This is a genomic window from Desulfohalobium retbaense DSM 5692 (assembly GCF_000024325.1).
In the GTDB taxonomy this organism is placed as follows: Bacteria; Desulfobacterota; Desulfovibrionia; order Desulfovibrionales; family Desulfohalobiaceae; genus Desulfohalobium; species Desulfohalobium retbaense.
In genome coordinates, this window is record NC_013223.1 from 704828 (window position 1) to 716793 (window position 11966).

Below are 11966 nucleotides of genomic sequence, written 5' to 3' on the forward strand. Positions count from 1 at the left end.
GCCCGACGTGGATAAGCTGCTGACCCAGGACGAAATCAACGACCTGCTCGAGGCCATTGAAAGCGGTGAGGTTGATATTGACGCCGAAGCGGACGAGCCCTCGAGTTCGAACCGGGACTTACAGCGCCTGGATTTATTTCGCGGCCAGACGTCAGCCCGCTGGCGGGTAGCCAATTTCGACATTATTTTGGACGCCTTTGCCCGTAACAGCGGCATCTCTATGGCCAACAGGCTGAAACGGAGCGTTTCAGTCAAGCGAGTGGCTATCGAGACGGAGACGTTTGAGAATTTCCTGCAGGATCTGCAGGAGCAGTCACTGATCGGCATTGTCAGTTTTGAACCGCTGCGTAGCGGGGGATTGTTGATCTTCGATTGCCCCCTTTCTTTTTGTCTCTTGGAGGTCATGTTCGGTGGCAATAGCGAAGCCGGTATCTCCATCCCGGACCGGGAGCTGACCTCCATCGAGATCAATGTGCTCAAAAATGTTATGCGCGACTCCTGTCAAGATTGGGAGGCCGCCTTTGAACCCCTCGACGAATTGAAAACGAATTTGGTTCAGGCCGAAATCAATCCTCGATTGGTGAGCATCGTCAGTCCGGAGACCGAGGTCTTGGTCTCTCGATTCTCTGTGAAGGCCGGGAATATTTTCGGCCAAATGAGTTTGGTCATCCCATTTTTTGCCATCGAGCCCTATAAGGAAAAATTGAAAAACAGGATGTTCGACGTCATTACTGTTTCTGGGGGGCAGGCCTGGACGAAAACCATTCACGACGAAATGATGGAAATGGAGACCGAGGTCCGGGCCCAATTCGCCACAGCCTCGCTGACCATCCGCGAGATCCTCAACCTCAAGGCTGGGGACATCATCGAGCTCAATATGGATAGACAGGCCGGGCAACGAGTGCTCGTGGAGCAGAAACCCAAATTTCAGGCCGTGGCCGGCACGCGCAAAGGCAAAAAGGCAGTGCGCATTACCGGGACCACAGGCCAATACGGAGACGAGAATGGCAGTGAATGAAAAACCGGAAAATAGCGCTGAAACACACGAACAGGAAGGTCAACTCGGCAATGATTTGAGTCACTTGGACTTGCTGCTTGATGTGCCGCTGCAAGTTTCGGCTGAGTTGGGTACGACCAGAATCCTGGTGAAGGATCTGCTGCAATTGCGCGAGGGCTCGGTGATCGAACTTGAAAAACTCGCTGGCGAACCGTTGGATGTGTTCGTCAACTCCCGGCTGATCGCCAGGGCCGAGGCAGTGGTGGTCAATGAAAAGATCGGCCTGCGGCTCACTGATGTGGTGAGCCCCTCGGAGCGCTTGGAGAAGCTCGGATGATATCGGTATCGATGACTGTGGCCCATGCCGTAACCGCTGCCGCTTCAAATGCGACAGCTGGTTTGACAACAGAGCCAGTATGGCCCGCCATGATCAAAATGGTGGCCGGGCTTTTGATCATTCTCGGCCTGTTGTACATGGGCTCGGCACTGTTGCGGCGCTGGCAATTTGGCGGCAGCAATTCCAGGCAGGGAATTATCTCCATCAAGGAATCGCGTCCCTTGGGCGCCAAGCGCATGTTGTGTCTCGTCGAGGTTCGGGGACGTGAGGTGCTCTTGGGGGTGACGCCGGATCGTATCGAGCCGTTGTGTCACCTCGAGGTCACCGAGGAGAACCATGAAACTTCCTCTTTTGACGCTGAACTCAAACATCGCCATTCCCAATGACCATGTCCCGGGCACTTTTTGGGGTCGTTTTCGCGACGGCAGTGGGAATTCTGCTTTTGCCACAGGCGGGCTGGGGCTTTGAAATCCCGCGCCTGACCTTAGGGGTAGACGGTACCAACGATCCGGATCAGGTGGCTACCGGCATCCAGATCCTTTTCCTCCTCACTGTCTTGTCTTTGGCGCCAGCCATTTTGCTCATGACCACGAGTTTTATTCGTATCGTGATTGTGCTCTCGTTTATTCGTCAAGCCATGGGCGTGCGGCAGATGCCCCCGAACCAGGTCATCATCGGTTTAGCCCTGTTTTTAACTTTTTTTATCATGAGCCCGGTTCTGAGTCAGATGAACCAGGACGCTTTACAGCCGTATCTGGACCAGGAAATTGGGGACGCCCAGGCCATCGAACGGGCGGTTTCACCCATGCGGGAATTCATGTTCAACCAGGTCCGCCAGAAGGATCTGCAGCTCTTTGTAGACATCTCCGGATCAGATCAACCCGAGACTCGGGAAGAGATCAGGACCATGTTGTTAGTGCCAGCATTTATGCTCTCGGAGATCAAACGGGCCTTCCAGATCGGTTTTTTAATTTTTGTGCCCTTTCTGGTTATTGATATGGTGACCGCGAGTGTACTTATGAGTATGGGGATGCTCATGCTACCGCCGGTGATCATTTCCTTGCCGTTCAAGATCTTGCTTTTCGTTCTCGTTGACGGCTGGCATTTGGTGGTCGGTTCACTTGTACGCAGTTTCCAGTAAGGCCCCCTTGGTTGTGAGGTGTCATGAAAATCATGGCGCAAAGGAGTCTCAATGACACCTGATTTTGTCGTTGCGCTGACGCGACAGAGTGTGGAAACAATCCTGCTTGTCACTTCCCCAATGATGATTTCTGCAGTGGTGGTGGGACTTTTGATCAGTATATTCCAAGCCGCCACACAAATCCAAGAACAGACGCTGAGCTTCGCCCCGAAAGTCGCTGCGGTTATGGTGGCCCTTACGATTTTTGCCCCATGGATCATCAAAATCGTTTTGACCTACACCGAAGAAGTACTGCGTATGGCGGTCTCCATCGGGGGCGGAGGGTAGTGGCCCGTCAAGAGGGAGCATCGCAAAAATGCAGTCTGCTGGCCTTGGGGCATGAGCAGCTGGGGTCGCCGCTTGCCACCGGGCGCGGATGGTGAGGGCTGAACATGGATTTAGAAGCGCTGCTCAGCCAGCACTGGCCCTCCTTTTTGCTCTGTTTTATTCGCGTGGCCGCGATTATCGGCAGTATGCCGGTCTTGTCCGGAGGGCAGACCCCGGCGCGGCTCCGGGCAGGGCTGGCCCTGGTGCTGGCGGTAATCATCTTTCCTGCCGTTGACGGAACAATCCCGGACATCAACTTTGCCCCCTTGCGGCTTTTCGTGCTGGGCAGTCAAGAGGTACTGTTGGGGCTCATGCTCGGCTTCATCGGCCGTCTGCTTTTTTTGGCTGCCCAATTCGGAGGCACGATTCTGGGATTCCAAATGGGGTTTGCTGCGGCCAACATTTTAGACCCCCAAAGCCAACAGCAGATCCAACTCATGTCCCAGTTCCAGAATGTGCTGGCATCGCTTGTTTTCCTGGCGGTGGATGGTCACCATGTGTTCTTGCGTAGCTTGGCCCGTTCCTTTGAGGTCGTTCCCCCGGGTGGTGGGTTGCATTTGCAGGATGCGGTGCCGAGCATGGTGGCTATGACCGGAGAGATGTTCGTACTCGGTTTGCAACTCACTGCCCCTATTTATGTAATTTTGATCTTATCGGATTTTATTCTGGGGATCATGTCCCGCATCTTTCCGCAACTCAACGCTTTTATGCTTAAGTTCCCCATCAATATCGGTGTGGCCTTTTTCTTTTTGGGCCTTTCGGCGGAGTTCATCGTCAGTATTTTGATTTCCGAGTTTAACGGCCTTGCCCAGCGCTTGGTGGAATTCTTCGAACTCGTGAGGCAGTGATGGCGCAACAAGGTGACGAGGAACGCACAGAAGAACCAACGGAAAAACGCCGGCGGGAGTTTCGAGAAGAAGGCAAGGTTGCCCAGAGCAAGGAAGTTAATACCGCCTTGCTCCTGTCCACGGCGTTGCTATTGTGGTTTTGGTACGCCCCGAATTTTGTGGAGGGGTTGGAGCGATTTTTGGCTGGGTTTTGGGATCAGGCCGGCTACTGGAACGTAACTCCCCAAGCTGTTGTCGGCTGGTTGGGCAAGGGGCTGATCCATCTCGGTCTGCTTTTGTCGCCGATACTGATTCTCTCCATTGTCGTCGGCTTTTTGTCTAGCTATATCCAGTTCGGGTGGCTTTTCAGCCCGAAAGCGTTGCAGCCGGATATAAAAAAGCTTGATCCCATCCAGGGCGCAGCAAAATTTGTCTCCAAACGCTCGGCCATGGAGTTGCTCAAATCCCTGGCCAAGGTCGCGGTGGTGGGCTCAGTTGCCTATTGGACACTGTCGGATCATTTTGAGCAAGCTATCCAGCTGATAGGCCAACCTATTGAGCGTATTTTTGTCTTTATCGGTTGGACGGCGGCGGAGATCCTGCTTAAGTGTTGCATAGCTCTGCTGTTTATCGCGGTCATCGATTTTGCCTATACCAAATGGGAAATGGAAGAACAGATGAAGATGACCAAAAAAGAGCTGCAGGATGAGCATAAGGAAACCGAGGGGGATCCGCAGCTCAAGCAGCGCATGCGCTCTATTCAACGGGACATGGCCCGCAAGCGGATGATGGCTGAAGTGCCCCAGGCGGATGTGGTTATCACCAACCCAACCCACTACGCCGTGGCCCTTCGCTATGACCGCTCAAGCATGGAAGCCCCGGAGGTGACCGCCAAGGGGAGCAATATCGTCGCCCAACGCATTCGAGAGATCGCCGAAGAAAGTGGGGTGCCTCTGGTGGAAAATCCGCCGGTGGCGCGAGTGTTGCACGGTCTTGAGCTCGGGGAAACAGTCCCGGAATCCATGTATAAGGCTGTGGCCGAGATCCTGGCCTATGTCTACAGCCTGAAAGGAAAAACCGCATGATAGAGGCGCTTCGGCACAATAAATGGGTGGAGATTCTGCTACGCAGCGATATTATGGTCGCCTTAGGTTTGGTGACCATTTTGATGCTCATGATCATCCCCCTGCCGCCGATGCTGTTGGACCTCTTTTTGTCACTGAATATCACCGCCGGCCTGTTGATCCTGATTATCACCCTCTACACCCACCGTTCCCTGGAATTTGCCATATTCCCCACGGTGTTGCTTGCCACAACGTTGTTTCGCCTGTCTCTGAACGTGGCCTCGACCAGACTCATCCTTCTCTATGGGGACACCGGCCCCTATGCCGCAGGCAAAGTCATCTATTCCTTTGGCCAGTTTGTGGTTGGTGGCAATTATGTTGTCGGAATCGTCGTGTTTATGATTTTGGTGGTTATCAATTTTATCGTTATCACCAAGGGGGCGGGCCGGGTGGCTGAGGTGTCGGCCCGGTTCACCCTGGATGCTATGCCTGGGAAGCAGATGGCCATCGACGCCGATCTCAATGCCGGACTGATCGATGAGAACGAGGCCCGTCGTCGTCGAGAGGATATCGCGCAGGAGGCAGATTTTTTCGGAGCCATGGATGGGGCGAGCAAGTTCGTCCGTGGCGATGCCATCGCCGGGATTATTATTACCATGGTCAACATCGTGGCCGGGTTCATTATTGGCGTGGCCCAGAAAGGCATGCCCATGATGGAGGCGGCCCAGAACTACACCACCCTGACTGTAGGCGATGGTCTAGTTAGTCAGATTCCGGCGCTTATCATTTCTACTGCAGCAGGCATCCTGGTTTCTCGGGCTGGTGGCACTGGGGATCTTGGCTCGGCACTGTCCAAACAGATCACGTTCAACCCCCGAGCGATCTGGGTTGTTGCTGGCATCCTGTTGCTGTTCGCCCTTATTCCGGGGCTGCCCTTTGTGCCCTTTTTGATTTTGAGTGGGCTTTTGGCCTTTTTGGGCTATACCCTCCATAAACAGGCGCTGCAGGCTGAGGCGTTGGAAGCAGCTGCCGAGCCAGAGGCGCCAGCGGTGGAGCAAGAGGAAAACTACGAGAACATGCTTCAGGTGGAAATGTTGGAATTGGAGATCGGTTACGGGGTCATCCCCTTAGTCGACGCGAGTCAGGGCGGCGAAATGTTGGAACGTATCAAGTCTATCCGTAAGCAGTTTGTGCTCTCGCATGGATTCATCGTGCCGCCCATTCATATCAAGGACAATTTGCAACTGAAACCCAATGAATATGTGCTCAACCTTAAAGGCGAACAGGTAGCCCGGGGGGAGGTCTATCCCCGGCAATTCATGGCTATGGATCCGGGCACGGCCACGGAGAAGATCCAGGGCACGCAGACCACAGAACCCGCCTTCGGCCTTCCGGCGACTTGGATCAGCGAAGACAAGCGTGAACGCGCCCAAGTGGCTGGATACACTGTGGTTGACTGCCCAACGGTCATGGCTACTCACGTTAGCGAGGTCATCAAGGCCTATGCCCACGAGCTGATTGGGCGGCAAGAGGTACAGAATTTGCTAGATACTGTTGCCAAGGACTATCCCAAACTTGTGGAGGAGTTGGTGCCGAATCTCCTCAGTTTGGGTGGGGTCCTGAGGGTAATGCAGAACTTGCTCAAAGAAGACGTTTCCATCAGGGATTTGCGAACTATTCTGGAAACTTTGGCTGATCACGCCGGACATACTCAAGATCTGGATCAATTGACCGAATTTGTTCGTCAAGCCCTGGCCCGTCACATCAGTAGCAAATTTGCCCAGCCAGATAATACCATCCCGGTGCTCACATTGGGCCAGGATATTGAAGAAACGGTGCGCCAATCCGTGCAGCAGACCGGGCAAGGTCCGGTTTTGGCCTTGGATCCGCAAAAGGCACAGAGCATCATTCAGCAGGTGAGTGAACATTTACAAAAAGTGGGGCAGGGCGCTCCGGTGGTCCTGCTCTGTCCGTCAAATATCCGACTGTATGTCCGTAAGTTGACGGAACGGTATTTGCCCCGGCTCGCGGTTTTGAGCCACGCCGAGATCTCACCGGACATGAAGGTCCGATCAGTAGGAACGGTCAGCTTGTATGCAAATTAAAGTTTTTCGCGCCAAGGACATGAAGAGCGCTTTGCAGCAAGTCAAGGCGACCTTTGGGCCAGACGCCCTCATTCTGTCCACCCGCACCGTGCGTAAAGAACGATTCGGTTTTTTGCGCCCCCCGGAACTGGAGGTGACTGCGGCAGTGGAGCCCAAGGATCGCCAACAGGCAGGGGAGAAAAAGGGCCACCTCGAAAAAAGTCAGGAAAATGGACAAAACGGCGATGGGTTTTTGCAGGAACTCATGTCCCAGGCCGAATCCATGGATTCCGCGTCCTTGTCCACATCAGCAAAGCAGGCTCAACCCAGTCCAACCGCCCCGCGGCGACCAACGTCCTTGTCCATGCCGCGACCAGACAAAGAAGACTTTGTTTCAAACGCGGGCACAGACATCTCTGAAATGGACCACTTGCGCAGTGAGGTTCGGGAGATCAAACGACTGATCGCCGCCCAGCAGAATTTGACCAAAGCCGCGTTAAAGCGACCTGGGACAGAGGGAGGACAAGATTTTGGCTCTCCGGAAGCAAATGTGTTGGGGCGGCTCGGTGTGCAGCCGGAGGCAGCGCGGGCTGTCTTGGATCAAATCGGAGCCGTGACTGGGGAAAGCGGTGAGATTGGCGACCCCGTCGCCCATTGCCAGCAGGCTTTGGCTGAATGGTTACGCACCGATGACTGGATGGCCCAATCGCTGCGTCACCCGAAGCGCATCGCCTTGGTCGGCCCTACCGGAGTGGGCAAAACCACAACGATCGCCAAACTTGCAGCCCAGTATCTCCGGCGGTACGGGCAGGGCCTTTTGTTGGTGACCATGGATAATTTTCGCATTGCTGCGGCGGAGCAACTTCGGGTGTATGCGGAAATCATGAATGTGCCCCTGGAGGTGGTCACCTCGGCGGAACAGATGCGCACAGTGATGCAGCGACATGAAGACAAAAAATTGATGCTTATCGACAGCGCCGGGCGCAACCCGCGAGACGAATCTGGAATGCAGGAGCTGCACGCGTTTCTGGGCGACAGCCAACTTTTTGACAAGCATCTTGTGCTTTCTGCTACCACCCGGGATGAGGACATGCAGTCCATCGTAGACCGTTTCGGTGACCTCGAAATCAACGGATTGATTTTCACCAAAATCGACGAAACGCAAAGTTACGGCTCCATTGTGAACGTGCAGCACCGAACAGGATGTCCGCTGACTTACCTGACGAACGGGCAACGTGTTCCGGAAGATCTGCTGCCGGCTGATTCGGTTCAACTCTCGCAGTTGATCACCAACCCTCAGAAGGAAGTGTATTATGATGGCTGACGAGCGTCCCCGCGACCAAGCCGAAACTTTGCGCAGCTTGCGCTCTCCTGAGCCGCAAGCAGTTGTTGCGGAGACAGGGCGGGACACCAAGGTTATCTCTGTCACCAGCGGCAAAGGCGGGGTGGGTAAAACCTCCGTGGTCTCGAATTTAGCCGTGGCGTGGGCGAAGCAAGGATCACGGGTGCTGATTATTGACGCTGACTTGGGGCTGGCCAATATTGATGTCGTATTTGGGCTTTCGCCGCGTTATACATTGAACAATTTTTTCAGGGGACAGCGCCGACTGGACGAGGTTATGACCGAAGGGCCCTACGGTATTAAGGTCATGCCCGCTGGATCCGGTATGCAGGATATGACCAAGTTAAGTCCGGAACAGCGACTGCGATTTCTTCAGGAACTTGAGGCGCTGAACGAAGATTTTGACCTTGTACTTATCGACACCGGGGCGGGGATTTCGGAGAACGTAACTTATTTCAGCACTGCAGCACAGACCATTATGGTCGTCACCACGCCGCAGATCACTGCCATCACCGACGCTTACGCTCTGATGAAACTGTTGGCCCTGGAATATCAGGAAAAGAACTTCAGTCTGCTGGTCAATTCGGTTGGTTCGCAACGTGAAGCACTCCAGGTCTACGAGAAAATGACCCTTGTCACCAGCCGTTTTCTCGATGTTTCCGTGGAATTCACTGGTTGGTTGCCCTTTGATAAGCGGATTAACGACGCGTTGAAAAAACAAAAGCCGTACATTGACATGTTTCCTAAGGCCAAATTGACTGAGGCCTGCTTGGCGGTGGCGAACAATCTGCAAAATGAAAGTGCAGTCCAGCCCGATAAAGGCACACCGCAATTTTTTTGGGAAAAACTCCTCAACTTGTGCGATCGCAAGAGGTGAGGGCACTATGTTGTGGACTTACACTCAAAACGGTGAAGATGCGCGCACTCAGTTGATACGGGAGCACATGAATATGGTTTCCTATTGGGTAGAGCGCATGGTTACACAGGTCCCAGCGTTTATGAGCCGCGACGAAATCAGAAGTGCGGCCATGGAGGGTCTGATTAACGCTGCAAACCGTTTCGATCCCAATCAAGGGGTGCTGTTCAAGACCTTTGCTGAACACCGCATTCGAGGCGCAATCTTCGATGAGGTGCGCCGTTTGGATTGGTTTTCCCGTTCCATGCGCGACAAGCACCAGCGGTTGGCCGAGACCATCCGTGAACTAGAGATTTCACTGGAGCGCGCGCCAAACGAAAACGAAGTTGCTGCGGCCATGGATATGGACCTGACTGGGTACCACCGTATGCTCGGTGAAGTCAGCCATCTCGGGTGTATGAGTCTCCAGGAAGTTTTGAGCGACAGCGACACCGGGCAAAGTTTTTTGGACGTTCTGGAGGATACCGACGGGATGCCCCCGGAAGAAGCTGTTGAGCAGGCCGAATTAACTCGGGAAGTGGCCGGCATGCTGCACGAACTCTCCGAAAAGGAGCAGCAGGTCATCGCCCTTTTGTACCACGAGGGACTGAGTCAAAAAGAGATTGCCGACGTGCTTAGTCTGACCGAGGGACGGATATCGCAACTCCACAGCCAAGCCTTAGCCAAGCTGCGGGTCAAAATGGAGCGCTTGTGATGTTACTTTTCATGCTCGCTGCTTTATTGGGGATGAATACAGTTCTGGCCCTCGGTCTTGTCTTGCTCTGGCGTGCTCAACAGCGGCTTAAGGCTGAAAACAGGACATTGCGACAGGAAGTGGAGCAAGCCCGGCAGCGTCTTGGTCAACTGGCCGAAGAGGTGTCGGACCTTGAAGCGTGCCCTGTTCCGCAAGCGCGCTCAACTTCAGAATCGGTGGTGGCCGAGCGCGAGATCAAGAACCGTTTGGAAATGGTCCAGAATCAGCCCAAACAGATGCCAGACCGGTACAAGGCGGCTGTGAATATGGCCGGCACTGGTATGGATTCGGAACAGATCGCTGAGATGCTCGGCCTCTCGGCCCACGAAACCCAGCAATTGGCCTCCCTGGCCCAGATTTCTCAGCCTATGGGGCAGGATGCCTCTGGGCAAGGGTGGGGCCATTAGGAGTAGACCCTGCTGCCACGCCGTCCCGGGCCTCGTCCTGTCTGCCTGCGGCGCATCCATCCACCTAAAGTTCATCCCCGGCAATCCGATACGATATCTGAATCGGTCGCCCGTTTTCGGTCACTGGTGACAGATGTTTTCCATATTTCGACCACAGCGCACAGGAACTGACGATGCCCATTTTTTCCGGACTTGCCGCCCCGTTGTCTGGGGCCGCTTTAGAAAGAACCCGGCTGCAGGTTTTGAGCAACAATCTGGCCAATATCGATAATGCCGGATTTAAGCAGGACCGGCTGCTGTTTGAAACGCAATTGGACAATGCCCAGGCTGGCAGGACGGGTGAAGGGACCAGCCGGCTCCAGATGACGAGCACGCACACCGACTTTTCCCAGGGGGGGCTGCAGCACACGGGACGCCCGCTGGATCTGGCCATCAAAGGCGGGGGGTTTTTCAAGGTCGCTACTGATGATGGCTTTGCCTATACCCGTCACGGCAGTTTTGTGCTCCAGCCAGACGGTGCCTTGGTCACTCCCACTGGGGAGCAAGTGGTTGGGGAGACCGGTCCGGTCAATCTCACGGACAGCAATGTCCGGATCAGTGAAGAAGGCTCTGTTTTCGGGGAAAACGGTGTGGAGCAGGGGCAGCTGGACTTGTACACCGTTGACGATCTCCAGCAATTGGAAAAACAAGGGGCGAATCTCTGGCGCCGCCCGGAGGGTGTTTCGGAAAGAGTCGTCGCTGAGAGTACCTTGCACCAGGGCCAGCTTGAGTCTTCCAACGTAAGTGCCATTGAAATGACAACGGAGCTTATTCAAGCTGAGCGAGGATTTCAGTCCTTCCAGAAAGCTATAAAAGCCTACGATACCGTTGCCCAGAAAACGAACACAGTCGGCCGGATCGGGTAAGTTGTTGTTCGAGCAAACGAAAGCACGTATTCCCATCCATAAGGAGATACGCATATGACCACCGCTTTGTCCACAGCCGCCACCGGCATGGAAGCCCAGCAGACCATTGTCGACGTCATCGCTAATAACCTGGCCAACGTGAACACTACAGGTTTCAAGAAAAGCCGGGTCGATTTCCAGGATCTTCTCTATCAGGATGCCAGGAATGTTGGTAGTGCAGTGACTCAAGAAAACGATGTGCCCACCGGGACGCAGATCGGACACGGGGTGCGTACGGCAGCTGTTTATAAGATCAACACTATCGGTGACATCAACCGTACGGGCAATGAATTGGATTTGGCCATTGAAGGCGATGGATTTTTTCAGGTTACCTTACCAGATGGGGAAACAGCCTACACCAGGGCCGGAGCGTTGAAGAAAGATGGAGACGGCCGAGTGGTGACCTCTGACGGATATCCCCTGGAGCCGGAGATCGTCATCCCGGAAAATGCCACTGATGTAGTTATCGGTAAGGATGGCACGGTGCAGGCCTATTTAGAGGGCGAAGCGGCCACGCCAAGTGATCTGGGTACGATAGAGTTGGCCCGTTTCAGCAACCCGGCCGGACTGAAAAATATCGGTAACAACCTCCACTTGGAGACGCAGTCCTCCGGAGCGCCTATCGTTGATTTGCCCGGTGAAGACGGACTTGGAGCGTTGGCGCAAAATTTTCTGGAGGACTCTAATGTGAGCACCATGCAGGAAATGGTGAATATGATCTCAGCCCAACGGGCGTACGAGATTAATTCCAAAGCAGTCAAAACAGCTGATGAAATGCTGCAGATGACCAACCAACTCGCCTAAAAGC

The 11966-nt window shown here is 54.2% G+C and carries 13 protein-coding genes and 1 pseudogene; all 14 read left to right on the plus strand.

Annotation, left to right across the window (positions count from 1 at the left end; genetic code table 11):
- The first annotated feature begins 7 nt into the window (after window positions 1-7).
- Window positions 8-1018, plus strand: coding sequence for a flagellar motor switch protein FliM (gene fliM, locus DRET_RS02915; protein WP_015751036.1), 1011 nt, complete (start codon window positions 8-10; stop codon window positions 1016-1018).
- 64 nt (window positions 1019-1082) lie between these two features.
- Window positions 1083-1334, plus strand: a pseudogene (gene fliN, locus DRET_RS02920) (flagellar motor switch protein FliN); the annotation flags it as partial.
- Window positions 1335-1423: 89 nt separating this feature from the next.
- Window positions 1424-1720 carry a FliO/MopB family protein gene (locus tag DRET_RS02925; protein WP_052293260.1) on the plus strand — a complete coding sequence of 99 codons (297 nt, stop codon included), beginning with the start codon at window positions 1424-1426 and terminating at the stop codon, window positions 1718-1720.
- Window positions 1717-2475 carry a flagellar type III secretion system pore protein FliP gene (gene fliP, locus DRET_RS02930; protein ID WP_015751039.1) on the plus strand — a complete coding sequence of 253 codons (759 nt, stop codon included), beginning with the start codon at window positions 1717-1719 and terminating at the stop codon, window positions 2473-2475. The genes DRET_RS02925 and fliP overlap by 4 nt, the downstream gene beginning before the upstream one ends.
- 51 nt (window positions 2476-2526) lie before the next feature.
- Window positions 2527-2802 (plus strand): flagellar biosynthesis protein FliQ, encoded by a 276-nt coding sequence (gene fliQ, locus DRET_RS02935; protein ID WP_015751040.1) that lies wholly within the window; start codon window positions 2527-2529, stop codon window positions 2800-2802.
- A 104-nt stretch (window positions 2803-2906) separates the two neighbouring features.
- Window positions 2907-3689: a flagellar biosynthetic protein FliR gene (gene fliR, locus DRET_RS02940; protein ID WP_015751041.1), complete on the plus strand. Its 783-nt coding sequence runs from the start codon at window positions 2907-2909 to the stop codon at window positions 3687-3689.
- Window positions 3689-4753, plus strand: coding sequence for a flagellar biosynthesis protein FlhB (gene flhB / locus DRET_RS02945; RefSeq protein WP_015751042.1), 1065 nt, complete (start codon window positions 3689-3691; stop codon window positions 4751-4753). Before fliR ends, flhB begins: the two co-directional genes overlap by 1 nt.
- On the plus strand, window positions 4750-6837 hold the full coding sequence (gene flhA, locus DRET_RS02950; protein WP_015751043.1) for a flagellar biosynthesis protein FlhA: 2088 nt from the start codon (window positions 4750-4752) through the stop codon (window positions 6835-6837). The genes flhB and flhA overlap by 4 nt, the downstream gene beginning before the upstream one ends.
- On the plus strand, window positions 6827-8140 hold the full coding sequence (gene flhF, locus DRET_RS12840) for a flagellar biosynthesis GTPase FlhF (RefSeq protein WP_015751044.1): 1314 nt from the start codon (window positions 6827-6829) through the stop codon (window positions 8138-8140). The genes flhA and flhF overlap by 11 nt, the downstream gene beginning before the upstream one ends.
- Complete coding sequence (locus DRET_RS02960; protein ID WP_015751045.1) at window positions 8130-9035, plus strand: MinD/ParA family protein; 906 nt, start codon at window positions 8130-8132, stop codon at window positions 9033-9035. Before flhF ends, DRET_RS02960 begins: the two co-directional genes overlap by 11 nt.
- A 67-nt stretch (window positions 9036-9102) precedes the next feature.
- Entirely contained in the window at window positions 9103-9768 is a 666-nt protein-coding gene (locus DRET_RS02965) for a FliA/WhiG family RNA polymerase sigma factor (RefSeq protein ID WP_244147920.1), read from the plus strand.
- The gene (locus tag DRET_RS02970; protein ID WP_015751047.1) at window positions 9768-10214 is read left to right on the plus strand and encodes a hypothetical protein; all 447 of its coding nucleotides are present in this window, start codon (window positions 9768-9770) and stop codon (window positions 10212-10214) included. The genes DRET_RS02965 and DRET_RS02970 overlap by 1 nt, the downstream gene beginning before the upstream one ends.
- A gap of 173 nt (window positions 10215-10387) precedes the next feature.
- Window positions 10388-11119: a flagellar hook-basal body protein gene (locus DRET_RS02975; RefSeq protein ID WP_015751048.1), complete on the plus strand. Its 732-nt coding sequence runs from the start codon at window positions 10388-10390 to the stop codon at window positions 11117-11119.
- Between the two features lie 54 nt (window positions 11120-11173).
- The gene (flgG, locus tag DRET_RS02980) at window positions 11174-11962 is read left to right on the plus strand and encodes a flagellar basal-body rod protein FlgG (RefSeq protein WP_015751049.1); all 789 of its coding nucleotides are present in this window, start codon (window positions 11174-11176) and stop codon (window positions 11960-11962) included.
- Window positions 11963-11966: the final 4 nt, after the last annotated feature.